Here is a 25,057-nt window from a genome sequence, read left to right on the forward strand (position 1 = left end):
CTCACCTCTGGTCATGCCCAAAATACAAAAACTTGAAGAGGAGGATGCATGAATAGCAAGCCCTGTCTGTTTTTGCGTCTTTGTCTAATCCTGGTTTTGTTGGTATCAGTAACAATCTGTATGCAAAGCTCTCCTGTCAAGGCGGAGCAGCCCGAAGTCCGATTGATAATAAATGAGGTGATGAGCAAGCCCACAACCGACTGGAATCATGATGGCATCGTCAACAGAGGAGACCAATGGGTGGAACTCTATAGAGATGGAGGCACTTACGTAGATCTTGACGGCTGGATCCTCGATGATGGCCCCGGCGGATCATTACCCTACCGCTTCGATTCCTTCAGTACAGAGTGGAGGTACATAGTCGTATTCTCGAGTCAGACTCTTATAGATTTCGGTCAAGCTGGGGATGTTGTCCGGATCTATAAGCCCGACGGCTCACTATCCGATGAATTAGAAGTACCCGAAACGCAAGACGATAGATCGGCATCCAGATATCCTGATGGCTCAGATAGCATAAGAGTGGATCTTGTCCCTACGCCCCTCTATCCTAACGGCAGCAGAGGCGTAATAACTCCTCCTACTCCTACCCCTGATCCCACCCCGGTACCCGAGTCGATGACCATAGATAGCGCCAGAAGGGCCCCCACAGGCAAGTTAGTACAGATCAGGGGCACGGTAACAGCGCCACCTAACTCTGTTGGCAATAAGAGGATGTATGTCCAGGATTATACAGGTGGAATCCTGGTGCTTATAGCCTCGAGCATCACAGGCATAGCGGCAGGGCAGGAGGTCATAGTTACAGGAACTATCGGTACTTACTACGGTGAAATAGCCCTGAGGCCTATAGATGGTGGCATAACGCTTACTGGCCAGAGCTACGAGGTATCGCCCTTGGATATAAAAGTCAAGGACATAGGAGCTGGATTCGAGGGCAGGCTAGTAAGACTCTCTGGTGAGGTCTCGGGCTCCAGCAAACCAGACATAATGCTAGTCGACGGCAGTACATCCATAGCTGCCAGAGTGCACATATCAAACACAGACACAGTGTCCTGGCTATCACCTCAAAAAGGCGATCAACTACAGGTCACAGGTATATTGTCCTCCATAAATGGGCGCTACAGATTGGTCCCAAGGTTCAACTCCGACATCTCGATCACCAGGAAGGCGGATCCGCCAGACAGCAAGCCCATCAACTACCTGCAAACCAACATCGCGTTCGCCAGGACGTTGTCCACAGATATTCCAGTAGAGGTAACTGGTACTGTCACAGCACCCCCTAACCTGCTTGGCAAAGGCACCATGTACGTGCAAGACACCAGCGCGGGAATTCTGGTCACTGGCAAGTTACCTAAAGTGCGAACTGGCCAACAAATAACTATTAGAGGAAGAGTATCCACCTATTACTCACAGCATCGGATCGAGGCAGACAGGATAGAAACGTCTGAAACTTATATGCAAGTCACGCCCAGAGATATATCCCCAATCGATGTAGGACCATCTACCGAAGGACTCCTAGTTAGGCTGTCAGGCACGATATCAGGATCTAGCTGGCCATCAATCTACCTGAATGGTGGAGCTACCAGGATATATTTCGCAGACGGTACCAGGATCAAAAATCCCAAGATGGAGGCGGGCGACTACCTGACAGTCGTAGGTATAGTGAGCCGATGGAACGATAACTACAGAGTAATGCCTAGATTTATATCCGACATCGCACTCAGCAAAACCAGCCAGAACATTCAGTGGCTGGACACCACACTGGACGCTCTGCGCTCCTTGCCAATAGGCACAAGAGTGAGGTTTACTGCCCAGGTCACAGCGCCTCCAGGATCGCTTGGAGAAGAGAGAATGTACGTTGGATCCAGGGGACTCGGTATAGCTCTACACCTTACCAACGGCAAGTATCTGACACTTATCGAAGGCGATCTCGTGCAAGTCCAGGGCGCACTGGACACCTACCACAACGAGAGAATAGTCAGGCTCGAGAGGAGCAGTGACGTAGCTCGCTTATCTGCAGGGGCTCCCGTACAGCCCGTCAGGGTCTCAACCAGCAAGATAGGGCGTGATCTCGAGGGAGCATTGGTCACGATCGCTGCCCCCATCACCGCACGCTCATGGCCTAGCCTCTATATGAACGACGGCTCTGGAGAGGCAGTGGTCAAAATAGACGAAGGAACCAGCATATCCAGATTCGAAGGGGGCAAACATGACTTCGCACAAGTCACTGGGATAGTGTCCCGATGGAATGATACCTGGAGATTGCTGCCCAGGAAACCCGGCGACATACAGATCGTCACGATCCCCCAGGGAATGCCAGCCACAGGGCAGGGTGGGCAGTTGTAGCTAACCTAAACGCACAGGCAGGTGGATAGATAGATCTCCACCTGCCTGTGATCAGCCAGGTTTCACCTGGTTCTTGCGTTCACGTTGAAGTAATCGGCAAGCACGTTCTTTACTACTGGTGCAGCAATCACGGATCCCTCGCCCGCGTTCTCGGCAAGAGCTACAACCGTGATCGAGGGCTTATCAGCAGGAGCATAGGCCGCAAACCAGGCAAACGGCAGCTTCTCGTCCTGCTGCCCGGTACCAGTCTTGCCAGCCACAGGTATCGGAAAGTCTTTGAACACATAGTAAGCCGTACCAACTTGCGAGGAGGTCACGTCCTTCAGGGCTCTATGGATTACATCCATCGTTTCCTGGCTGACCGGGGCATGCCCGAGAACGGTAGGCTTGTACCGCTTGATTATTTTGCCACTGCCGTCACCAGCAACTATCCTGTCTATGAGGAGCGGTTTATAGATAGTTCCACCATTAGCGATGGTGGAATAGACCATCGCCACCTGTAAAGGCGACACGTTGAGTGCACCCTGACCAATAGCCAGGTTGACGTTATCGCCAGGCCCCCAACCAGGGTAGGGCACACCTGGCCCTGGTACCTGTCCAGAAGCGTTCACCACACCATCAACATCTGGTGATCTACCTAACCACCACTTCTTGGCAAACTCAGAAAGGTAATCAAACCTCTTCTTGTATAGCGCCAAGCCAACCTCGTAAAAGACTATATCACAGCTCTGCACAAGACCACTTTCCAGGCTTATCCAGCCGTGTCCTCCTGGCTTCCAGTCCCTCCTGGGTGGATTCTCCCCTAACTTGTTCCAGTAGCCAGGATCATAGAACATACTTGTGGGCTTGTATATACCGGCCTCAAGTGCTGCTGCCAGAGATATCGGCTTGAAAGTTGAAGCCATAGGATAAGAGGACCCTGTAGCTCTGTTGATCAGTGGGTAGCCTGAGCTCTTACGATTGAGAGCCTCCCATTCTTTCTGGGATATACCTACTACGAAATCGTTGGGATCATATGAGGGCTCACTTACTAGTGCAAGAATATCGCCATTGTTGGGGTTCATAGCCACTATAGCACCGCGGTAACCGCCTTTGGAAAGCTCCTGCTCTGCCTGTATCTGTAGGTCTAAGTCGATATTCAGGTAGATGTCATCTCCAGGGACTGCCCTGACCTCCTTTATTACCTTCACTATCTCGCCATCAGGAGTGACGACTGCTAGCTTGCCTCCAGGTTTGCCACGCAGGTAAGGCTCGCCCCAAGCCTCCAACCCGGCTCGACCCACCACATCAGTAGGAGAGTAATCTTTGTATTCAGGCTTCTTAAGATCCTCTGCGGTAATAGCTCCAACATAACCTATGACCTGAGCCAATATAGGACCTTGTGGATACTCCCTACCTACTCTTTCTTGGAAGGCAACGCCAGGAATATCACCAACCTGCTTTTGCAGCTGGGCCGCCTGTTGCTTGGTTAGGTCTCTGATTGGCATGAACCAGTCAGGTTGTCCACCCTGATACCGCGACTTTATGTAGTCCTGAGACACACCAAGCGCCTGGCTGAGCCTTTGAAGGAGCACCTTCTCATTCTTTATCTGACCCGGCACCACCCCTATCTGGGCTATAGTACCCTCTATTGCTAACGGCCTCCCCTTGCGATCGTAGATGCTCCCTCTAGGCGCTGAATAGGGGAACATCCTTATAAGGTTGTCGCCGCTGAGATCCTTGAATATCATGTTGGGTCCCCATTGGACCTTCCAAACGCCATCCTCCTTGACCAAGGTCAGCAGGTTCTGCTCCTTGATATCTCCCACAAGACGGGTATGAATAGTCACGTTAAATGGAAACCTGATTATGTTGCCGTTACCAGCATTTATAGCGTCTGATGTGTTTAGAGACGCATCCACGGATTGGATGGTAGCCATCGCAGCTATCTGCTGATAGCGAGTCACGAAGTATTGGCGATCGTACTGCTTCTGAGATTCATCCGACAGAAGCTTGTACATGTCGCTATAGCTACCTGCCTCCCAGTTAGCGATATATGCCTTGGCGGTCTCTACCGGGGACTTGGAAGGAGTAGATGTAGCAGTAGGCTTCGGCTGAGAGGTAGGTGTGGCCTCAGGAGTCACCACTGCAGTAGGTGGCACGTTGTTACTAGGAGAGGGACTTGTACCTGTTGGTTGTGTCGGCTGTGAAGTAGGCTGAGCAGCGATATTAGAAGTAGGCGTGGTCTGGGGAGAGGCGCCTCTTAATCCTATATTAGATAGAAGATTACTGCCTGCTCTGGTCGTATAGAGCACTGAGCCAACGAGTATGATTACCACCAGAACTACAGCCAGTATCCGTAGCCTCCTGGCCCTTCTCCTGCGCCTGTACCCAGAATATCTCCCGTAACGGTACATTAGACCTCCTCTCCAATTATGTTCTGTTCCCTAAATGATAACAGACCAAGCACAACACTTCAGCTAGACAGTTCGTAATCACCGAAGTATCATTATCCTACGATATGCCTTGCCTGTTATTATTCAGTAAGGAGTTTTTATGTCAGCAAGAGAGCTTGCAGAGATCATAAAACAGAATGTTCGAAGAGTCCTTGTAGGCGCCGACAATCCCACCGAGATGTTGCTAGTGGCGCTCATCGCGCAGGGACATGTCCTGATAGAAGACGTACCGGGGGTAGGCAAGACCACCCTGGCCAGGGCCCTCGCTAAGTCCATCAACACCTCCTTCAGTCGCATACAGTTTACTCCAGACTTGCTCCCTTCAGACATAACCGGTGCCTACTATTACAATCAGAGGGAATCTCAGTGGTTACTGCGAGAAGGTCCGATATTCGCAGGAATAGTCCTGGCGGACGAGATCAACCGAGCAGCACCCAGAACTCAGTCAGCGCTCCTAGAGGCCATGCAGGAGGGTCAGGTCACCATAGAAGGGGAAACCAGAGATTTGCCCTCTCCCTTTTTGGTAATAGCTACACAGAACCCCATAGAGCTGGAGGGCACATTTCCTCTTCCGGAAGCTCAACTTGACCGCTTCCTTCTTAGGATATCCATGGGTTATCCATCCAAAGAGGACGAGAAAAGGATCTTGCTGACCCATTCCCCACAAAGCATCCGGCACATCGAGCCAGTCACTTCCACCCAGCAGATACTAGAAGCTGTAGATGAGGCCAATACAGTTGAGGTAGAAGAGTCGGTGGCAGAGTACATCGTCGAGCTTATAAGAGCTACCAGGGAACATCCAGCAGTGCAACTGGGAGGAAGTCCGAGAGCCGGTACAGCACTCCTGCGGGCATCACGAGCCCTAGCTGCGCTCAGAGGCAGAGATTACGTCCTCCCAGACGACGTAAAGGAGCTAGCAGTGCCGGTGCTGGCACATAGATTAGTTCTCACACAGGAGTCAATGCTTCGCGGACGAAGCACAGAGGAAATACTGCAGGAGATAATCGAGCAAATACAGGTGCCCGTAGAGGCGGAAGCATAGGTCGTTATGCAGGAAAGGCACCATGTCTATTGGCTAATATGTGGTCTGATCTTGCTCCTTGGAGGAGCCATAGGCCGCAACATAGTGATCACCACACTAGGATTGGTGCTGGTCGGCACCATAGGCGTCTCTTGGCTATGGTCTCGGTACGCACTCCGCGGGATAAGATTCCACAGGAAGATCCTACATCCTAAAATCTTCCCCGGGGAAAGCACCGAGATAGAGATGGAGGTCACCAACCTCAAACCGCTCCCCATACCCGAGCTACGTGTTAGGGAATACCTTGACAGATCACTGATTCCCTCGGGTACCACGAGCAGGGGACCCTACGGCTCGAACGTACATATATGGCACCACGTATCGATAGGTCCTCTGGAAAAAGTCAGGTGGCGTTACAAAGTAACATGCACTCGCAGAGGATATTACAGAGTGGGTCCCATACTGATGAAAACTAGTGACCCCCTTGGATTCTTTGATAGCGAATCGCATATTCCTGCCACTAGCAGAATACTTGTGTACCCAAGGCTGGTGCCTATCGAGCAGCTAGCCCCCCAGTACAGGCTGCCGTTCGAAGGTAGTAAGACTACACATGGAGTCATAGTAGACCCTAGCAATGTAGTCGGTGCGAGAACTTTCGTGCCCGAAGACACTAGAAGGCAGATCCACTGGAGAGCCACAGCCAGAAGCAGCCAACTGCAATCCAAGATCTGGAGGCCACTACAGGCACACAGCATGGTCATCTGTCTCAACTTGGAGGGGGCGACTGTTCCCTGGGTACCTCCGGATATCGATAGTGTAGAGCTAGGTATAAGCGTGGCCGCCACGCTCATCAATCAGGCCAGCCAGTCCCGCTGGGCATGCGGGCTGATAGTCAACAGCCTTCATCCAGGCACATGGAACCCTGTAAACATCAGACCATCACGAGACCAGAAAGCTTTCATGAACATGATGGAGATACTTGCCAAGATCCCAGCACATGAGAGCATGAAATTTACAGATGTTCTGGCTCGCGAGCGTCGCCAGTTCCCACAGGAGGCAATAATCGTAATCATAACCTGTGTGATGACTCCGGAGATTGAGGAGCAGATCCACATCAATCGAGCGCTTGGAAGAGAAGTTATAGTTATAGATCCCAAGATGGCGGTCACCAACAGCAAGCAGGCGACAGCCTCTGTAATTACCGAGAACGTGAGGCAGGGTTAGAGCATGCTCAGTCAGATCATAGCCCCCAAAAACTGGGTAATCTTTCTGCTGACAGGATCGGAATCCTGCTTGCTTTACCTCGCGATGCTAACCCTTTCATCTGATACTCGCTTCGTTCCACCTATGATATGGATGTGGCTTCTGGGTGTGATCGCCTACTTTATACCTAGACTTCTTCAGGGTCGTAGCCACGAATTATATGCAGGCATGACAATTGGTTGCTTCCTGACAACTAGCATGCTCTCAGTGAAATACCTATGCTACCCCCATATCTCCTGGAGCGACCCCGACTGGATAAGGGACTACTTGCTTTCGCTGCTGGGCGAGGGGAATCTATCTGTTCGCAATCCGGGATTCGTATCCCTGGCAAGCCTAATCATCTGGTTACGGCAGGTATTAAGGAACGCTCCAGATTCCGAAGATATCGAGTACTATCTGCGCATTGCTGTTGTGCCCATCTCAATTCTCACTGTTATAGGGATAGGAAGACTAGGCAATAACCCTAGCGTTACCTTGCTGATAGTACTATCCTTGGCAGGCTGTTATACCCTGGGCATAGCATCCTTAGCTGTTAGCAACTCCTTCCGCCAGGAAGGCGAAGAGCTTATCGGCAAAGGGATCGTGGGAAGATGGCTAATCTCCTCCCTATTCCCAATAGCCGTCCTGGCACTTCTAGGGATAGGTTTATCTCTGCTGCTGTACTCACCACAGACCTCGCTGATAGACATTCTGTTGGAGATTATCTCCACTATCTTGGGATGGATTTTGCTCATCATCAGCCTGATAGTTCAATTGATCCTGGTACCAGCAATCTACCTCATAGCTAAGATCTTTGAGCCAGCGTTGAACAGGCTGAATCTGAACCCTCTACCCGAACGGCCTCCCAGAAACACTCAGGAAGACCTCGAACGTCTCATCAGGCAACGTGGTGAGGGGCTGCCACAGCACACGCTCGAGATCGCACTGATAGCGGGTGTACTGCTGATAGTCCTATTCCTGCTGATTAGGCACAGACCATCCCGGGATAAACTTACCAAGGCAAGCGTGCAAAGAGAGCACGCTTACGGAGACCTGGAACTGGGCAAGACACTACGTGATCTGCTGGCAAGATTGGCCAGGAGGGGCAAAAAGATGGCCACAGATCCTCTCATGTTCCTCCTCAGGGACTCCAGATGGCGTTACACCGCAGAGGTAAGAAGAACATACCGGGAAGTACTCAGGCTATACCGGGAAATAGGCAAACCTAGGCTGCCCTACGAAACCCCATTGGAACATAGCACTCATCAGGGTCTATCTTCGCTTGTAGAGCTAGCTGACCTGTACGATCTGGCCAGGTACAGTCGAAAGCCGTTGACCGCCCAAGATGCCGCAAGAGCTAGAGAGCTTGCAGAGGAGATAAGAAATAAGCTAAGGATTGAAGCTAATCCACCTTCTAGCCGCAGATGAGCTGCTGATGCAGGACGTGAAACGCGACTATCGCCAATGCCACGTGAACGTTCAAAGACTTTATCTTACCATACATAGGAATATACACGGCGTTATCACAAACTGATAGAGTCCTGGTGGTAACTCCATGGTACTCATGCCCCACAACTAGGCATACCTTATCCGGATACTTCAAGGAATAATAAGGGACCGCTCCCTCTGCTACCTCGATAGCACAGGCCATGTAGCCCATCCCTTTGAGCTCAACTAGAGCCTCGTCAGCATGCTCCACATACCGCCATGGGATGCGTCTATGTGCGCCCCTGCCAACGCCCGCGATAGTTGAATCAGGAGGAGTTGGCGTCTTACCAGTTAGGATTATCTCCGAGGCTTCGCACCCATCAGCTATGCGAAAGGCAGCGCCCACGTTGACCGGGTCTTCCAGATCCTGTAACAGGAAAACCAGGTCTATCTCCGGGCGCTGCACGCCTCTCAGGAAATCTTTCAATGCCTTCGCCTTCAGCTGGCGTAACCTGGGCTTGTCACTCATGACTTATCTCGACCCCACAACACAAGAAAGTTGCTGGGCTGATCATTAGCGATGAGCTCCAGCAACTTTCCTGCTAACAGATATACCGACTCGGCTTTTATGGACTACTGCTCCTGGGACTCTGCCTCCGCAACTGTAGGGCGCTCTTCAGCCGGAATCGTAACGGGCGTACCACCGCCCCTACCAGCCTGACGCCTCTCCAGCCTGCGCATGAAGCGGTCTACCTGACCAGCAGTATCCACGATCCTTTGCTCACCAGTGAAGAACGGATGGCACTTAGAGCAAAGGTCAACCCTTATATTGGGCTTGGTGGACCTGGTCTTCCAGGTATTTCCACAAGAGCAGTGAACTGTTGCTTCTACGTACTGAGGATGGATATTTGGCTTCATAACTACACACCTATTGTTTCTTGATAAACTACTGAGCCAGAGGTACTACACTGACCTTCTTCTGAGTCCTGGAGTAGGGGGAGAACTTTACGGTACCCTCTACCAGGGAGAAGATCGTATAGTCCTTACCAAGGCCCACGTTATCACCCGGCCTGATCTTGGTACCCCTCTGGCGGACTATGATCATGCCAGGCTTGACATACTCACCATCAAACTTCTTGACGCCCAGGTACTTAGGATTGCTATCTCGACCGTTTCTAGAGCTTCCAACACCCTTCTTATGAGCCATCTGCGCCTCACCTCACTTTCTAGGCAACTATTTCGTCTATTTTTACTCTAGTGTAGTTCTGCTTGTGACCTGCCCGCCTGCGATAGCGCTTCTTAGCCTTGAACTTGAAAATCCTGATCTTAGGTCCTCTCTCCTGTTCAAGGACGGTAGCCTTTACAAGAGCCCCATCTACTGTAGGGTTCCCAACTTTGACGTTCTCGCCATCGGCAACCAGAAGCACGTCATCAAACTGAACGGCCTGGCCAGCCTCTGCGGACAACTTCTCTACACTAAGCTGATCACCAACAGCTACCCTATATTGCTTGCCGCCGGTGCGAATTACAGCGTACAATTACTGTCCCTCCATCGAGATGGTAAGAAGCTTTCGAGCAAACAACAAAAAGCAGGGCAAAACGCCTTGCCCTGGCAACTGCCAATTATAACAACTATCTCTCGCTAGCGTCAAAATCGTTACCTGTATCCTTGCGTTTCACCAAAGCCCAGACCATGCTCAAAAGAGCAAATATGCTTATAGCGACCGCCCCTGGCTCTCCGTACTTACCACCTATGCGAGCTATGCGCCCCCATGGCAGGTTGGGGAATTTCAGTCGTCCCAACGTATACAGGGCTTTATAGATCTCATATCTGCTTATCTTGCTCTTGCCCGCTACCCTGTCCACGAAGATTATGGGCAGCTCAACGACACGCATGCGCTGCTTCTCTACTTTGTAAAGCATCTCTATAAGGAAGCTATACCCGCTGGAAAGAATCGTCTCTGGGTCTACTCTTAGTAGCGTTTCCCTTCTGTAGCACCTGAAACCCGCGGTGCAGTCATGGGCAGAAAGTCCCAATACCGTCCTGGCCAACCAGTTGGCGAAGCCACTTATAAACCTGCGGTGCACTGGCCAACCGGAAGTACCACCACCTGGTACATAGCGAGACCCTATAACCAGATCCGCTGAAGCAGCGAGCTCCAGCATCTTTGGCAAATAGCAAGGCTGGTGAGAGAAGTCAGCATCCATGGTTATTATATATTGGTAGCCTCTGTCCAGCGCGAACTTAAAGCCAGCCCTGTAGGCGGTTCCCAAACCAAGCTTCCTGCTTCTCTGCATGAGATGCACTTGAGAGTGTTCTCTCTGGAGAGCCTTTACGACCTCGGCAGTACCATCAGGACTGTTATCATCTATTACCAGGATATCGAAATCATCACTTTGAGCCAGGATCTCATTTATCAGATTACCTATGTTGTCACGCTCGTTGTAACATGGCACTATAATGAGCGCCGGCCTGCTACTTTTCAAGTCCTTCGCAACTCCTTACAAGAGTTAGTAGATCACAGAATACAACAATAACTCTAATAGCATAAAATCAACCACAGATCGAACGGCAAATTCAAGGCTGAAGCCATTTGACCATCTAGGCAACCCTTTGTCAAGATCTTGTGCTCTACTTGTAGGTTATAATGCGGCTCGAACATGAGACTTCATTTGGGAGGTTAGGGAGATGTATGTAATTGTGCTGGCAGGTGGTGGCGGGACTAGGCTGTGGCCCCACAGCAGATCCAATAACCCTAAGCACCTGCTAAGACTGGTAAAGTCAGATACTACTATGATTCAGGAAACCGTCAGAAGGGTGTTGCCGCTCACATCCCCAGACAAGATCCTGGTGGTCACTAACCACAAACACGCAGATGAGGTAAGGAAGCAGCTTCCTGAGATCCCTCATGATAACGTGCTTGAAGAGCCAGTCGGGCGTAACTCAGGACCAGCCGTCGGCTACGGAGCCCTGCATGTGGCCCATGTTGACCCCGAGGCGGTTATTCTGACTTGCCCAGCAGATCACGTGATACTCAAGGAGGAAGAGTTTCGCTCTGCCGTAAAGGCAGCTGCTCAGGTAGCCCTAGACAACTACTTGGTCACCATGGGCATATCTCCAGGCTATCCGGATACTGGCTACGGTTATATGGAGCTGGGAGAAGAGATAAAGCATGTCGACGGCTATAAAGTCCACAGGGTGCTCAGGTTCACTGAGAAGCCCGATCTGCAGACAGCCACCGAATATGTGAACAGCGGCAGGTTCGTATGGAATAGCGGCATGTTCATCTGGAAAGCCTCGGTAATTCTCGAGGAGATCTCCAAATACATGCCCAATCTGCATACGGCGCTCCAAAAGATCAAGGGCGTCGTAGGAACTCCAGAAGAACGCCATGTAGTTAATGATCTGTGGCCACAGCTGGAGGATCTCAGCATCGACTATGGAGTGCTTGAGAAATCTGACAGAGTGGTTACCATACCTGTAGATATAGGTTGGAGCGATGTGGGTGACTGGGGAGCACTCGCAGAGATCCTCGAAAAGGACGAGAACGGGAACTCCTTAATAGGAGATGTTATGACGTTCGATACTAGAAACTCATTAATATATAGCTCTGGATGTCTGGTAACCACAATCGGACTGGAGGACATGATAGTGGTATCAACCGGGGATGCCATGCTAGTCTGTCCAAAGAGCAGAGCTGAGGAGGTGCGCAAGATAGTTAACAAACTGAGGGAGATGGGCAGAGATACCCACCTGTAGGAGTTCTACTATTGGCATAATTGCTGCTCTCGGCGTGTTATAAAGTCGGGTGATATTCATCCTTGACATTGCGATTACCTGAGTACTAAGCTTGTGATCCAGTTCGAAGAACATTAATCTCGAATAAATCGAAGGTAATCCTTAGAGGTTGATAAAGTATGGCAAACAAACTAGTGATAGTTGAGTCGCCTACCAAGGCTAAGACGATCAGCAGATATCTGGGCAGAGGCTACTCGATCAAGGCCTCCATGGGGCACGTCCGCGACCTTCCCAAGAGCAAGCTGGGAGTCGATACCGAGCACGACTTCCAGCCACAGTACCTCATACCCAGAGATAAATCAAAGACAGTCAAGGAGCTCAAGGAGAGCGTGGCCTCGGCGCGAGAAGTGTATCTTGCGACAGACCCTGATCGTGAGGGAGAGGCGATCGCATGGCATCTGATACAGGCCACGGGTATGGACACCAGCAAAGCCCGAAGAGTCGTATTTCACGAGATAACGCCAGAAGCAGTACGCAACGCCATGGCTAATCCTCGTGAGATCGACATGAGGCTCGTGGACGCTCAACAAGCTCGAAGGGTCCTCGACCGACTTGTTGGCTACAATATTAGCCCTCTGCTATGGAAGAAGGTCAAGAGAGGGTTATCAGCAGGAAGAGTACAATCAGTGGCCCTGAGGCTGGTAGTTGACCGTGAGCGGGAGATCCAGTCTTTTGTGCCAGTAGAATACTGGACCATCTCTGCTGACCTCGCCAAGCAACCTGCAAAGGGCAGGAGGCCAAGTCGGAAGGATCAGTTCAGGGCCTTATTGGTAAGAATCAACAACGAAAAAGTAGAGATCTCCAACGAGGAGCAGGCCAAAGCAATCATAGCAGCTTTGGAAGGCGCTACGTATAAGGTACTTGAAGTCAAGCAGCGGGAGATCCAAAGAAAGCCCGCGCCGCCATTTATCACCAGCACCATGCAACAGGAGGCATCCAGAAAACTTAATTTCAACGCCCGCCGAACCATGAGTGTGGCCCAGAGTCTGTATGAAGGTGTCTCGCTGGGTGATGAGGGAGATGTCGGCCTGATCACCTACATGAGGACCGATAGCACCAACGTGGCTACCGTGGCTCAGGAGGAAGCCAGGCAGGTCATAGCTCAACTATTTGGAGATAAATACCTGCCTGAGAAGCCACCAGTGTACACCAAAAAGGCCAAGAACGCCCAGGAAGCGCACGAGGCCATAAGGCCCACCAGCGTCAAGAGGCATCCTGATGCCATAAAGCAGTACCTCACATCTGACCAGTACAAGCTCTACAAGCTTATATGGCAGAGGTTTATAGCCAGCCAGATGGCCAATGCGATCATAGACGGCACCACCGTCGATATAGCAGCAGAACCCAGGAGCGGCGGAGCTTCCTATATATTCAGAGCTACAGGCTCGGTGATAAAGTTCGATGGCTTTCTCGTGGTGTACCAGGAAGGCAAGGACGATGACCAAGAAGAGGAGCTGGGCAGTAAGGCCCTGCCCACCCTAACAGAGGGAGAGGTCCTGAACCTAATACAGCTGCTACCAGAGCAGCACTTCACACAACCTCCTCCAAGATATACCGAGGCATCACTAGTGAAGGCTCTAGAGGAGCAGGGTATAGGAAGACCTAGCACCTATGCCATCATCCTCTCCACCCTGCAGGAAAGATACTACGTGGTCAAAGATGGCAAGGCATTAGTGCCAACGGAGCTGGGAATGCTCGTCAACGACCTACTGGTCGAGCACTTCCCGGACATAGTCGATGTAAACTTTACATCTCAGATGGAAGAGGAGCTAGATGATATAGCCTCTGGAGAGCGTGCATGGGTACCGGTAATCAGAGAGTTCTATGGGCCGTTCGAGCGCAAGGTGCGTATAGCGGAAGAAGAGATGCAGAAGGTTGACATTCAGGACGAACCAGCGGGCGAAAACTGTCCCAACTGCGGCAGACCTATGGTCTTCAAGATGGGTAAATATGGCAAGTTCATAGCCTGCTCTGGCTTCCCTGAGTGCCGTACGACCAAAGCCATAGTTAACCACACCGGTGTGCAGTGCCCAGCCTGCCGGCAGGGAGAACTGGTTGAGAGGCGTTCCCGCAAAGGCAGGAGATCTATCTTCTATGCATGCGACAGATATCCAGATTGTGAGTTCACGATAAGCGCCAAACCTGTTCCACAGCCCTGTCCAGCCTGTGGTGGCCTCCAGGTCGAAGATGGCAAGAATGGGCAAAAGTGCATCAAGTGCGACGGACAGGGGAATATACTGCAGAAAACCGCCTAGAGAAAGTAATTGGAGGCCGTTATGGCCTCCAATTACTTCACAAATAACTCCCCAGATCAGGCGAGTAGGCAGCGTACAACTTCCACGGTAGACCTTAAACAGTTCTAATACAGAAACTTAGGCTGTATCTGTGGGTACTTCCACCCTCTCGAGCCTTACTCCGACATTTTCCTGGGATGCAGGTTGCTCACCCTGTTCCACAGTTTGATGGCTTCCCCTCACACTGCGAACAGCCTTAGGAAGTAGTGCTACGAGCAATAGCCCAGTGGCCATCCCTGAGCCCAACATCAAGAACCTGCGGGATGTGCTCATCCCCTGCTTGCTCAAATTTAGAGACTGCAGTTTGTGTAATATCTCCTCGTTTCTTTGAGCAACGCTCTTTATAATAGCTTCCTGCCTGGATTGTAGGGCTTCCATGACCACCTGGATCTTATCTTCAGGGATGTCGAACGTCTCGTTTCTCCATACAACTTCAGGTATAGGAATGGAGATCTTAGCCATAGCTCACTCCTCTATACTAGATAATGCACCCAGCAAGACATGGTATAAGAATAAACCAATTGCTCCCGTATGACAAATCACAAATACCATCTTATTAGCCTAACGAAAGATCTTTTGTATATAACCAGATAAGTATATATTGAAAAGAATAGCAGACACATAGAATATAAATAGAGAGCCTGCAGCTATAAACTAGCTTTATCCATGCCCCTTGCTCTTAGCTGCTTCATGCACAACTAGCGTGCTTACCAACCTGTCCAAATATTCTGATTGGCCACAAATACTAATCTTATCCAAGAAAGCCATGACTTATTCAACGAATGCAGAATCGCATCTTTTCATGACAGGTTAACAAAACCAACTTAGATCTTGACACTTATTATTATTATTACTACACTCAACTACATGAAACCTCCATAAACATTTGGGTTGCCTCAAGAACTACAAGGAGTATCAATTATGAAGAAGGAGATAGGATTTATCACGTTTTTTGTCTGTCTCTTAGGATTAACAGGTATAGCTAAAGCAGAAGGCGACTTTACGTCTTACATAACAGCAGCTTTGACAGGTTTCGACTCGCGCACTTGGTATGATGGGCATTATGACCATGCACACACTAAAATCAGGCTTGCAGGATGTAGAGACAACAACTATGCAAATGATCCAAATGACAATGTTACAATACAGCTAACCAAAGAAGGACTTCTAATAGATAAAAACATGGGAAGAATTAAGTTCTTCTGTTGGAATTCAGCATTAGGAGACTACGGAGAGATGGCCTCTTCTGGCAACTATCACTTTACTATCGTGGAGATAAACGGTTGTACTAACTGCAGCTTTAATATTAGTACTTCCAATCCTGGAGTCTGGGTATCCTACTAGTCACTGGTCCGAAAGAGCTTTATTAGTTAGCTGCTAATATCCTTACTTTACTTTAAGGCCAAACCAACTAGGGAGCATGTCTCGATTCGTAATCCGATGACAAATATACTTCTAACTGGAAGGAGCAATGACACTCTCTTTTGAAAGTATTACGTTTCGTTATTGGAGGTCCGCATCTCCGGTCCTGGATAACTTCTCATGGAACGTGCCTGCGGGTAGAACAGTGTTATTGGGACCCAACGGTGCAGGAAAGACCACCCTGTTGTCCATAGGAGCTAATCTACTAGCTCCCAAACATGGACACGTTCGCCTAGGAAATCTCAACCCAAGACATCGCAGGCAGAGAGCGCCCTATAGGCAAGCTGTGGGGTGGATGCCACAATATATCTATGCAGTACCAGGACTTACCACAAGGGAGCAAGTGGCCTATGCAGGGTGGTTGAAGGGACTAAGTAGAGCTCGCGCATGGGAAGCAGCTGCCCAAGCATTGGACAAGGTAGGATTAAAGAGACTTATGGATATTAAGACCTCTGAGCTCTCCGGCGGGCAGTTACGAAGAGTGGGGTTGGCCCAGGTACTTGTACACGATCCCTCAGTAATGCTTCTTGACGAACCAAGTGTAGGGCTTGATCCCTCTCAAAGAGCACGCTTTCGAGAGATAATGTCCCACCTACCTCCAAATGTATCCATAGTGGTATCTACCCACCAGGTCGATGATCTATCAGAGCTGTTTGATACAGTCGTGGTACTAGAAGCTGGCAAGATACGTTTCACTGGCACAGTAGAAGATTTCATGTCGATGGCCCCAAATAGACCTGATGACCGCAGAGCTGAGGTTGCATATTCAAGGGTAATCAAGGGAGAGTATTGATGCCACTTCGAACTATATTGCGCATTAGCCCTGCTGCCTGGCTTTTCCCTGCTGTAGTAGTTATAGCAATAGCCATCTCCAATACTATAATTGCGCCCCCAGAGCCTTATCCACCGGCCTTGACAGGGGCTGGGGAATTCTCGATCGTATTAGTAGCTCCAATTTGTGCCGCGCTTGCTGCATGGGAAGCAGGGCGTCTGCGTCGCGCTCACTGGTGGAATCTACCACATGTTCGTCCTTCGCTCTACATTGCTCTGTCAGCGGTTATAGCTCCACTCTGTGTAGGGTGGACCACCATTATGATTTCTATAGCGTTTAGACTGTTAAGCCGAGGAGTATTAATACCTGATCTCCGTATCCTGTTAGTAGCTATCGTCGTGATTTTGGCACAAACACTAATAGGATTCACAGCTGGTATCTGGCTTCCCCCTGTAATAGCAGCTCCAGCAGTTCTGATAGTGTTGTTTTCTTGGATGACCCTACCTCCCGGACTCAACGCGTTTTGGGTAAGACACTTAACTGGCGATCTATCTGGATGCTGTAGCGTGGATACTGATCTGGCACCCGGAGCCATGGAAGGGACCATTTTCCTAGCATTGGGGTTTATGTTAGCAGCTCTTATCATTTTGAACCCTCGAAGACGAATCATTATCTTGCTTACCTCATTGTTGCCAGCTATTATCGGCCTAGCTTTAGGAGCCTCGTTAGTACAGGGGATGGGACCGGACCCTTTGGTTCCTAGGAATCCCAAATATCTAGTTTGTTCAAATCAATGGCCTAAGGTGTGTGTATGGCCAGAGCATAAGTCAAGGCTTCTTGAAGTGTCCGAAATCGCAAGAAAGGCTGCCACAGCCTGGCAATCAATGGGAATAAGCGTGCCCAACACTTTTTCCGAGCACTATTCACTCAAACGAGGTGAGAACAGCTTTGGCTTCAGCTTGGAAGCAAATAGGATTATCATCGCTAATTCCTTGGCCTACAGCATGTTACCTCCTACGCCCAATTGCCCTGAAAACAGACCTTGGATAGGAGGTGATAGGCAAGAATATTTGAACGCCTGGTTAGACGAAGTAGCTGGGCTAACGGCCGATCAAATCTCTAATGAATTCCCCTCAGATGTACTGCAGACCGTAGCAAGGGTACGTCGCATGTCGATACCTGAACAAAGGACATGGTACAAAAGGAACTTTCAGATGGCGCAAAAGTGTGGCTCTTTACCACATCTCGAGGTTGATAAATGAGACTATGGCTCAAAGTACGCCGCGCCTGGATATGTGTACCAACTGTCCTGCTAACGGCACTTGCAATCGATCTTTCTAAGTATCTGTACCTGTCAATACCAAACCTCTTCGGTGGTGATATGCTCAAGCTACCCATGCCCCTTATACTTGGAATAGCTATATGCATAGTTCTAGGATGGGGTCTGGGAAGCGGCAACCCTTCTCTGGAGTCGGTCGCTAGCCGCCCGATACAGGAGCTTGATATGGCCTATACTTTGGCTATTACGTTATTAAACCTAACTTTGTGCATCCTCCTACACTTAATAAGCAACGCTGATATCGTTCTGGCTGCAGGACGCAATGTGCTTGGTTACATAGGACTTATGCTGTTGGGGCGGAGCCTGCTTGGATCGAATGCAGCTACTATTCTACCTACAGGGTTCGTGATTCTTGTAGGCATGTTAGGCCAAAATCAATACGGTAGAATCCATCGCTGGGCTTGGCCGCTGGCAGGTTCCGAATACAAGTTATCTTGGGTGCTAGCTATAGCACTACTTATTATTGGCGCTGCTTGCAACCTATTTCAGATAAAAATCCTAGGCACAAATACATGGAACAATAACAACTGAGAAGTTGTATACATCTGCTATAGTAGAAAGTCGCGCTATTTCTATCTGTGGCCAAAAGATGGTCTGCTAAAAAGGACAGTGGCCAGGAATGGCTCACCACTTCCATTCCTGGCCCTCGGAGGGATGTCTGCTCCAAACTTCCTGTCCCTACTTTTAATAACGCATAATAGTTCCAAAAGTTTCCATCCAAAATAAAAAGCAATTAATTTTTTGCTTAATTCGAGCTTGACAAACTTGAGTGTAAAGCTGTAAGCCGCGAACAGGTCTATGTATAATAGATGCGGTTATTTGTCGGAGGAGCAATAGACAAAGTATGTGGCAGGCTCAAACTTTCATGTCTCAGGATGAAGAAACCGCGCTGGCTGAGATGCTTGCATGGCTCAATGAAAACGAAGAGATCATAGTTGAGTATCAGGCTATACAAGTTCACCAGCCCGACGGCACCCATGTTTGTGTAGTTGCGTACCGAGCTCGCCGCCTAGAGTCGCAGGCTTTTATTACCTAGATGCTTCTAAGTCACGAACATATAAAAAGTAGCTTCGAATCACTCTACCCCTTTGAACTGGATGATTTTCAGAAGGAGGCTATAGACGCCTACCTTAAGGAAGGCTCCGTACTCGTGGCTGCCCCCACAGGTACTGGCAAAACCGTAATAGCCGAGTTCGGAGTGCATGATGCGTGGCTAAGGGGTCATCGCGTCATGTACACCACGCCCATCAAGGCCCTCAGCAACCAGAAGTACAGAGATTTCAGGGCCAGATACGGGGATGATGTAGGACTGCTCACAGGAGATGTCATAGAGAATAGCCATGGGCGCATACTGGTAATGACAACTGAGGTCCTACGTAACATGCTGCTACAGACTCCATGGGAGCTGGAAGACGTAGCATGTGTGGTCTTCGATGAGGTGCACTATCTATCTGACCCAGAGCGAGGTACGACCTGGGAAGAGGCCATAATTCTATGTCCAGAGCACATACAACTGATATGCCTGTCAGCTACGGTATCCAATGCCCAGGAGATAGCCGACTGGATAAGCAGAGTGCATCGCCCTACAAAGTTGATAGCTCATTACGAGAGGGCTGTACCGCTTTCCTATTACTACTTCATAGATAACACTATCCTGCCAGCCTTTGATAAGAACGGCAAGCTCAACAAGAAGCTTCTCAGCCTTGGCGGAGAAGCAAGGCAGAGGTTCAGAAGGCGTGTGAACCTGTCCGTCCAGGAAAGCTTGGAGAGCGAGAGAACAGAACCCAAGCCTCCGGATATCGTGCGTGTCCTGAGAGACAAAGACATGTTGCCCGCTATATACTTCCTTTTCAGCCGCAAGGATTGCGAGATCGCAGCCGAGCTATGCAGGTCTATGCGCCTGCAACTGGTAAGCAGCAAGGAGCAGAGAGACGAGATAAAGCGAGTTATAGATTTATTCTCTCAGAGGATGCTGCCAGAGGATCGCAATCTTGCGCAAGTGAAGACAGTGCTGGACCTAGCCAGACAAGGGATAGGCTTCCACCATGCAGGCTTGCTCCCAATCCTCAAACAACTTGTGGAGGAGCTTTTCTCCAGAGGACTCATGAAGGTCGTGTTCGCCACCGATACCCTGGCCCTGGGAATAAATATGCCAGCCAGATCGGTGGTTATAGGACAGATGAGCAAGTTTGATGGGCAAGGCGTACGCCCCCTCATAACCAACGAGTTTCAGCAAATGGCAGGTAGAGCCGGGAGGAGAGGTATAGACAAAATAGGGCACGTAATTGTCCCCTACAGCTCATGGGTAAGCTTCAGGGAAGCCATGGAAATAGCTACCGGAGAACTCCACCCCGTACAGAGCGCTTTCGTACTTCGCTATAACACCGTTCTCAACCTCTGGGATCCACCCAAAGGCGACAGGGTGCTGTATGTTCTGCAGCAGAGCCTAATGCAGTTTCAAACTAACAGGCAGATCCGTGAGATCTCGGAAGAGATCAAGCAGTGGCAGGTCCAAATAGACTCCATAGACAGGGGCTGCCTTATAGGTTATTCCGATGGCGAGGAGCTGCTCAGCGAGTATCAGGAACTCAACCACACACGCACAGCCATAGCTAAAAGACTGGAAGAGCTGAGGAGAGAGCAAAGGGCCCTGCAGGAAAGGCTCAAAGAACTTCCCTGGAAAAAGCCTTCCAGGGAAGCCCTGAGGAAACTCTTTCGATCTCTGGTACCTGGAACCATGGTTCACCTATCCCAAAAGGGGTGGTGTATATATGCTGGCAGGAGTGCAGATGGCACCATACATCTTATATGCGATGGCAAGGTGCACAAGCTCGCTGCCTATAATGAAATAGACTACCTACCCAGCTCCGAAGATCGCATAGACCTCCCGATAGAGATTTCGGAAGATGTTTGTTCAGGCGGGATAGTTGAGCTGGATGAACTCGTATGGCGCAAGCTACAGGCTAATATCGAGCAACTGGAACTACCAGATCTCGAAGCACTAATACGCAGACACCGAGAACAGATAGCTCTATCCATCTCTGATCAGATGGAGGCCTTGAAATTCGACGAGGAGCAGACCCAGGCTGAGCTCAACGACCTTCTGGAGCGTATACGCAACCATCCATGCGATGCTTGCGAAGTCCGTAAGCAGCACCAGAGGAACATTAGAGAAGCTGCTCGCCTGATGCAGAGAAGAGCAGAGGCCGAACTAGAGCTGGAGGAGCGATCTCGTGAGAGCGAGCGCCAGATCAGAAAAGTCCTCAAAGGCATAGTATCGGTGTTGCACCAGTTTGGATATCTAGAGGATGGTTATCAAACCGAAAAGACCGACCTGCTTGCCAACTTGTTCGACACTAACGGATTAATCATCTGCGAGCTAATATACAGGGGATATCTTGACAACCTGTCACCTCCAGATATAGCGGAAGTGTTATCATGGTTTGCTTATGACAGAGATCGTCAGTTCAGCAATATGCATATACTCCCCAAACACCTCATTAACCTCAGGAGACAGTTAGATGATCTGGAGACCAGGATACTGCGCGCCGAATCCAGAGCAGGAGTCCAGATCTCACAAGGCTATAACCCATACTTCTTCGGTATGATGAGAGCATGGTGCAACGGAGCAAGCTTGTCACAGATCCTGGACAAGGTAGATATAGGAGAGGGCGACCTGGTCATGACCTTCAACAAAACCCTGGATCTCATCCGACAAGTAAGAGACATGCTAATGCAGGCAAATCCGAGCTCGCAACTACTTCCAAAGCTGGATCAGGCAACCGCGCTTGCGCGTCGGGGCATAATAGAGCAAAGCTACAGATTAGGCTTCAGCCTGGACGACGATACCAAAGAGATCGCAGAGTCTCCATCGCCAGAGAGCACTATAGAGTGAGTAGCCCTGAGAATTGAGTCTTTGCACAGAGAAAAGCCCAAATATTATGAACTATCCCTCCAAAAATGGCTTGTGGGGAGCAAAGCGGACAACCTCCCTGGGATTCCTGACAAGGAGCCTATAATGTGTAATATTTCTCCTCCAAGTGGCGATATACATATGGAAAAGGCACTCGGAGGCTACCAATCACTATGACACCAAACGCACAATCGTTTGAGGTACAAGAGAGGGAAAGGCTGGTACGGATCTACAGGAGTCTTACTGGGGATCCAGATACTGCAGAAGATCTGGCACAGGAAGCCATTATCGAGGCCTGGCGCAATAAACACAAGCTTCATGACCCATCTGGCAGGTGGAGGTGGCTGTCCAATATAGCCCGTAAGGTTTACCTGCGATGGTCAAGAGATAGAGCCAGAGAATACAGGCGTATAGAGATCATCGGCCAAGATCTCTCTAGCAGGCTAGAGCTCGTAGAGGATTCAGAGCTGTCGATCGAGCTTGAGCGTGAGGAGTTAGCAACAATACTTGACGAAGCCTTACGCCACCTACCAGCAGAAACCAGAACCATCCTACTGCAGCATGTAATTAAAGGAATACCGCAGGCCGACATAGCTCGAAAGCTTGGGATTTCCGAAGGAGCAGTGGCTGTCAGAATACACAGAGGCAAACTGCTTCTTAGAAAGATCCTCCTCTCCCGCCCAGATTACGTAGGGAGCTACGGCATAGGTGCCTCGTCAAGCTCATGGCAACCCACAGATATATGGTGCCCCTTCTGTGGGCTAGACAAGCTACAGGGCAAGCTGGACCCGGTAACCGACACGTTTATGATGAAGTGTCCCACATGCACCCCATCACCTGATGATCAGCTCATCAACGGGAGCAATATAGGTATAGCAAGATCTCATACCACACTAAATAGCGCGCTCAACAAACTCATGAAGGAGGCTTGCGAATATTATGGGCAGGGTTTACGTACTCGTAGGACACAATGCCTAACCTGCGGCACAACGATACCTTTGTGGATCGAGCTAGCTCCAGATAGCGAGTGTCCGATAAAAACCTCCATGCACTTCATCACCACTATATGCCAGCATTGCCAGGAGGAGAGCAGGTCGTTGCTCGCCGGCCATGCTCTCAGTTTGCCCCAGGGCAGGATGTTCTGGAAGGCTAACAAGAGAATACGCATGTTGCCCGAACAGAACGTGGAACGAGAGGGAAGAAAAGCTGCGGTCACAGCCTTCGAGAGCATTTCCAGATCTGCAAAGTATGAGGTTGTATATGCGCTTGACAACTACGACATCCTACTCGTCAACAGCCGATAGCGAACGGTCTGAGCTAGCAATAGACGTAAGAAATCTGACCAAGAAGTACAAGAACGGCAAGGTAGCCAACGACCATCTCTCACTACAGGTGGATAAAGGCACTATATTCGGCCTACTCGGGCCCAATGGAGCTGGCAAGACCACGCTGGTCCTGCAGATACTAGGGTTGCTGGCTCCAACTTCCGGAAGTATATATGTGGAAGGCATAGACGTTGTACGTTTCCCTGACAAGATCAAACCAATAGCTGGTTACATGCCCCAGACTCGTATAGCCATGCGCAACTTAGAAGTAGATAGAGCCCTATACATCACTGGAAGGCTGCGTGGTCAATCTCACGAGCAGGCTCTCAAGCAGTCAGAAGGGTTACTGGAGATACTGGATCTAACCGAACATCGCAAGCAGTTTCTTGACAGATTATCTGGTGGACTACTAAGGGTAGCAGCTATGGGTATGGCACTGATGGGAGATCCTCATTTGGTAGTACTAGATGAGCCCACCAACGAGCTGGATCCCGTCAGGAGGAGGATGGTATGGGATGTCATCCTAGGCCTCCAGAATTATTACAAGCACCCGGTCACTTGCCTGCTGGTCACCCACAATGTACTGGAGGCCGAAAGGATAGTTGAGAGAGTAGCCATAATAGACAAAGGCAAGGTAGCGGCCATAGGTACTCCGGGGGAACTTAAGTCTCAGTTAGGTGATGAAGTCAGGCTAGAGGTGGTTATCAAGCCCGATGTCCTCACAGAAGAGGTTGCCATTAAGGTCGAAGAGACCCTGCGCGATTTCGGAAGAGTCATCCCATTTCGTCAAGGCCAGTACGCAGTATTCGTCCCACGCTTAGGGGTAGGCACTGCTACTGACAAAATACTTAGCGCACTTGATGGTCTTGTAGATGACTTCAGGCTTTCTCCACCTTCCCTCGAAGACGTGTACATCCACGTTACCGGTAGCAAGATAGAATTGGAGGATGAACAGTGAAGCGGTTTTGGATGGAGGTACGTTACCTCTTCACTATTCAAATACTCGAGGAAAGGGGATGGCTGGCAGGTACCATATTCTTCACAACTATATTCCCACTACTGCTGGTATTCGGGCTTGGAATCATAGGCAGCGGACAGACAAAAGAGGGCTTGACCTACATAATAACCGGTTCCACCATCTCCTCACTGACATTTGTAGGTATCACCATGGTTGGCCAATCACTAGGTTGGATGAAAGACAGAGGTGACTTTTTGTACTACGCTTCACTACCAATCTCTAAGTCCAGTCTTATCGTAGCAGTCATGACCAGCAAGCTAGTGCTGCAGCTCCCTGGCATCATCGCAGCAATGGTAGGCGGTACTCTAATGTATGACCTGAACTTCAAACCTAACCCATTAGTACTGGTTATACTTCCTCTAACTGCACTCGCTCTTTCAGGGCTAGGAGCCGCAATAGGATTGCTTAGTCCAAGTTACCAACTAGTAAATATCTTTAGCCAAGTGGCTGGCATTACAGTGATGTTCGCAGCCCCCGTGATGATTCCTTGGGAAAGCTTGCCCAAAGTACTACAGTGGTTTGGCTGGCTCCTACCTCCATCCTACGCAGCCGACGCTCTAAGGAGAGCAGTACTAGGAATAAATGATTCAAGACTAATGCTAGACCTGGCAGTATTAGCTGCATGTGCGATATTTTCCATCATCGGCGTGACTAAGGGCCTGAGATGGCGACTGCGATAGTGTCTAGATGTAACCTGCAAGAATTC

22 protein-coding genes are annotated in these 25,057 nt (G+C 49.9%); 15 read left to right on the forward strand and 7 right to left on the reverse strand.

Annotated features, from left to right (window positions below; translation table 11 throughout):
* Positions 1-120 precede the first annotated feature (120 nt).
* Positions 121-2,343 (forward strand): hypothetical protein, encoded by a 2,223-nt coding sequence (locus N2245_RS09325; protein ID WP_494536465.1) that lies wholly within the window; start codon positions 121-123, stop codon positions 2,341-2,343.
* A gap of 62 nt (positions 2,344-2,405) precedes the next feature.
* Here N2245_RS09325 and mrdA read toward each other — a convergent pair whose 3' ends face one another.
* Positions 2,406-4,739, reverse strand: coding sequence for a penicillin-binding protein 2 (gene mrdA, locus N2245_RS09330; protein ID WP_494536466.1), 2,334 nt, complete (start codon positions 4,737-4,739; stop codon positions 2,406-2,408).
* Positions 4,740-4,878: 139 nt separating this feature from the next.
* On the opposite strand from mrdA, the gene N2245_RS09335 reads away from it, so the two are divergent.
* The 3 genes from N2245_RS09335 to N2245_RS09345 are packed head-to-tail and all read left to right on the forward strand — an operon-like array spanning position 4,879 to position 8,469.
* Positions 4,879-5,820, forward strand: a complete 942-nt coding sequence (locus tag N2245_RS09335; RefSeq protein WP_494536467.1) for an AAA family ATPase — start codon at positions 4,879-4,881, stop codon at positions 5,818-5,820.
* Positions 5,821-5,826: 6 nt separating this feature from the next.
* The gene (locus N2245_RS09340; protein ID WP_494536468.1) at positions 5,827-7,023 is read left to right on the forward strand and encodes a DUF58 domain-containing protein; all 1,197 of its coding nucleotides are present in this window, start codon (positions 5,827-5,829) and stop codon (positions 7,021-7,023) included.
* A gap of 3 nt (positions 7,024-7,026) precedes the next feature.
* Complete coding sequence (locus tag N2245_RS09345) at positions 7,027-8,469, forward strand: DUF4129 domain-containing protein (RefSeq protein ID WP_494536469.1); 1,443 nt, start codon at positions 7,027-7,029, stop codon at positions 8,467-8,469.
* Here N2245_RS09345 and N2245_RS09350 read toward each other — a convergent pair.
* From N2245_RS09350 to N2245_RS09370, 5 genes are all read right to left on the reverse strand, one after another.
* Positions 8,456-8,998: an RNA methyltransferase gene (locus tag N2245_RS09350; RefSeq protein ID WP_494536470.1), complete on the reverse strand. Its 543-nt coding sequence runs from the start codon at positions 8,996-8,998 to the stop codon at positions 8,456-8,458. The two genes, N2245_RS09345 and N2245_RS09350, sit on opposite strands and share 14 nt — an antisense overlap.
* 104 nt (positions 8,999-9,102) lie before the next feature.
* A complete protein-coding gene (rpmE, locus tag N2245_RS09355) occupies positions 9,103-9,387 on the reverse strand; it encodes a 50S ribosomal protein L31 (protein ID WP_012874446.1) in 285 nt (94 codons plus the stop codon).
* Positions 9,388-9,415: 28 nt separating this feature from the next.
* Positions 9,416-9,676, reverse strand: a complete 261-nt coding sequence (gene rpmA, locus N2245_RS09360) for a 50S ribosomal protein L27 (RefSeq protein WP_494536471.1) — start codon at positions 9,674-9,676, stop codon at positions 9,416-9,418.
* A gap of 19 nt (positions 9,677-9,695) precedes the next feature.
* Positions 9,696-10,007 carry a 50S ribosomal protein L21 gene (gene rplU / locus N2245_RS09365; RefSeq protein ID WP_494536472.1) on the reverse strand — a complete coding sequence of 104 codons (312 nt, stop codon included), beginning with the start codon at positions 10,005-10,007 and terminating at the stop codon, positions 9,696-9,698.
* Positions 10,008-10,101: 94 nt separating this feature from the next.
* The gene (locus tag N2245_RS09370; RefSeq protein ID WP_494536473.1) at positions 10,102-10,956 is read right to left on the reverse strand and encodes a polyprenol monophosphomannose synthase; all 855 of its coding nucleotides are present in this window, start codon (positions 10,954-10,956) and stop codon (positions 10,102-10,104) included.
* Positions 10,957-11,158: 202 nt separating this feature from the next.
* Here N2245_RS09370 and N2245_RS09375 point away from each other — a divergent pair, with 202 nt between their 5' ends.
* Entirely contained in the window at positions 11,159-12,229 is a 1,071-nt protein-coding gene (locus N2245_RS09375) for a mannose-1-phosphate guanylyltransferase (RefSeq protein ID WP_494536474.1), read from the forward strand.
* A gap of 158 nt (positions 12,230-12,387) precedes the next feature.
* A complete protein-coding gene (gene topA / locus N2245_RS09380; RefSeq protein ID WP_494536475.1) occupies positions 12,388-14,523 on the forward strand; it encodes a type I DNA topoisomerase in 2,136 nt (711 codons plus the stop codon).
* A 117-nt stretch (positions 14,524-14,640) separates the two neighbouring features.
* Here topA and N2245_RS09385 read toward each other — a convergent pair whose 3' ends face one another.
* Entirely contained in the window at positions 14,641-15,024 is a 384-nt protein-coding gene (locus tag N2245_RS09385) for a hypothetical protein (RefSeq protein WP_494536476.1), read from the reverse strand.
* A 459-nt stretch (positions 15,025-15,483) separates the two neighbouring features.
* Between N2245_RS09385 and N2245_RS09390 the strand changes: the two genes are divergently transcribed.
* The 9 genes from N2245_RS09390 (at position 15,484) to N2245_RS09430 (ending at position 25,031) form a co-directional block, all read left to right on the forward strand.
* Positions 15,484-15,906 (forward strand): hypothetical protein, encoded by a 423-nt coding sequence (locus N2245_RS09390; RefSeq protein WP_494536477.1) that lies wholly within the window; start codon positions 15,484-15,486, stop codon positions 15,904-15,906.
* 127 nt (positions 15,907-16,033) lie between these two features.
* Entirely contained in the window at positions 16,034-16,777 is a 744-nt protein-coding gene (locus N2245_RS09395) for an ABC transporter ATP-binding protein (protein WP_494536478.1), read from the forward strand.
* Positions 16,777-18,018: a DUF7224 domain-containing protein gene (locus tag N2245_RS09400; RefSeq protein WP_494536479.1), complete on the forward strand. Its 1,242-nt coding sequence runs from the start codon at positions 16,777-16,779 to the stop codon at positions 18,016-18,018. Before N2245_RS09395 ends, N2245_RS09400 begins: the two co-directional genes overlap by 1 nt.
* On the forward strand, positions 18,015-18,626 hold the full coding sequence (locus N2245_RS09405; protein WP_494536480.1) for a hypothetical protein: 612 nt from the start codon (positions 18,015-18,017) through the stop codon (positions 18,624-18,626). Before N2245_RS09400 ends, N2245_RS09405 begins: the two co-directional genes overlap by 4 nt.
* Before the next feature lie 313 nt (positions 18,627-18,939).
* A complete protein-coding gene (locus N2245_RS09410; RefSeq protein WP_494536481.1) occupies positions 18,940-19,131 on the forward strand; it encodes a hypothetical protein in 192 nt (63 codons plus the stop codon).
* Positions 19,132-21,990 carry a DEAD/DEAH box helicase gene (locus N2245_RS09415; RefSeq protein ID WP_494536482.1) on the forward strand — a complete coding sequence of 953 codons (2,859 nt, stop codon included), beginning with the start codon at positions 19,132-19,134 and terminating at the stop codon, positions 21,988-21,990.
* 191 nt (positions 21,991-22,181) lie between these two features.
* On the forward strand, positions 22,182-23,312 hold the full coding sequence (locus N2245_RS09420; RefSeq protein WP_494536483.1) for an RNA polymerase sigma factor: 1,131 nt from the start codon (positions 22,182-22,184) through the stop codon (positions 23,310-23,312).
* Positions 23,269-24,291: an ABC transporter ATP-binding protein gene (locus N2245_RS09425; RefSeq protein WP_494536484.1), complete on the forward strand. Its 1,023-nt coding sequence runs from the start codon at positions 23,269-23,271 to the stop codon at positions 24,289-24,291. Before N2245_RS09420 ends, N2245_RS09425 begins: the two co-directional genes overlap by 44 nt.
* Complete coding sequence (locus N2245_RS09430; RefSeq protein WP_494536485.1) at positions 24,288-25,031, forward strand: ABC transporter permease; 744 nt, start codon at positions 24,288-24,290, stop codon at positions 25,029-25,031. Before N2245_RS09425 ends, N2245_RS09430 begins: the two co-directional genes overlap by 4 nt.
* The last annotated feature ends 26 nt before the right edge of the window (positions 25,032-25,057 follow it).

The sequence above is a fragment of the Thermobaculum sp. T2p genome (genome assembly GCF_059335935.1).

What these genes read in the sequence shown, in the direction of transcription:
- N2245_RS09325 (WP_494536465.1), top strand. Translation starts at nt 121, where the DNA reads ATGCAAAGCTCTCCTGTCAAGGCGGAGCAGCCCGAAGTCCGATTGATA.
- mrdA (WP_494536466.1), bottom strand. Translation starts at nt 4,739, where the DNA reads ATGTACCGTTACGGGAGATATTCTGGGTACAGGCGCAGGAGAAGGGCC.
- N2245_RS09335 (WP_494536467.1), top strand. Translation starts at nt 4,879, where the DNA reads ATGTCAGCAAGAGAGCTTGCAGAGATCATAAAACAGAATGTTCGAAGA.
- N2245_RS09340 (WP_494536468.1), top strand. Translation starts at nt 5,827, where the DNA reads ATGCAGGAAAGGCACCATGTCTATTGGCTAATATGTGGTCTGATCTTG.
- N2245_RS09345 (WP_494536469.1), top strand. Translation starts at nt 7,027, where the DNA reads ATGCTCAGTCAGATCATAGCCCCCAAAAACTGGGTAATCTTTCTGCTG.
- N2245_RS09350 (WP_494536470.1), bottom strand. Translation starts at nt 8,998, where the DNA reads ATGAGTGACAAGCCCAGGTTACGCCAGCTGAAGGCGAAGGCATTGAAA.
- rpmE (WP_012874446.1), bottom strand. Translation starts at nt 9,387, where the DNA reads ATGAAGCCAAATATCCATCCTCAGTACGTAGAAGCAACAGTTCACTGC.
- rpmA (WP_494536471.1), bottom strand. Translation starts at nt 9,676, where the DNA reads ATGGCTCATAAGAAGGGTGTTGGAAGCTCTAGAAACGGTCGAGATAGC.
- N2245_RS09375 (WP_494536474.1), top strand. Translation starts at nt 11,159, where the DNA reads ATGTATGTAATTGTGCTGGCAGGTGGTGGCGGGACTAGGCTGTGGCCC.
- topA (WP_494536475.1), top strand. Translation starts at nt 12,388, where the DNA reads ATGGCAAACAAACTAGTGATAGTTGAGTCGCCTACCAAGGCTAAGACG.
- N2245_RS09385 (WP_494536476.1), bottom strand. Translation starts at nt 15,024, where the DNA reads ATGGCTAAGATCTCCATTCCTATACCTGAAGTTGTATGGAGAAACGAG.
- N2245_RS09390 (WP_494536477.1), top strand. Translation starts at nt 15,484, where the DNA reads ATGAAGAAGGAGATAGGATTTATCACGTTTTTTGTCTGTCTCTTAGGA.
- N2245_RS09395 (WP_494536478.1), top strand. Translation starts at nt 16,034, where the DNA reads ATGACACTCTCTTTTGAAAGTATTACGTTTCGTTATTGGAGGTCCGCA.
- N2245_RS09400 (WP_494536479.1), top strand. Translation starts at nt 16,777, where the DNA reads ATGCCACTTCGAACTATATTGCGCATTAGCCCTGCTGCCTGGCTTTTC.
- N2245_RS09405 (WP_494536480.1), top strand. Translation starts at nt 18,015, where the DNA reads ATGAGACTATGGCTCAAAGTACGCCGCGCCTGGATATGTGTACCAACT.
- N2245_RS09410 (WP_494536481.1), top strand. Translation starts at nt 18,940, where the DNA reads ATGTGGCAGGCTCAAACTTTCATGTCTCAGGATGAAGAAACCGCGCTG.
- N2245_RS09415 (WP_494536482.1), top strand. Translation starts at nt 19,132, where the DNA reads ATGCTTCTAAGTCACGAACATATAAAAAGTAGCTTCGAATCACTCTAC.
- N2245_RS09420 (WP_494536483.1), top strand. Translation starts at nt 22,182, where the DNA reads ATGACACCAAACGCACAATCGTTTGAGGTACAAGAGAGGGAAAGGCTG.
- N2245_RS09425 (WP_494536484.1), top strand. Translation starts at nt 23,269, where the DNA reads ATGCGCTTGACAACTACGACATCCTACTCGTCAACAGCCGATAGCGAA.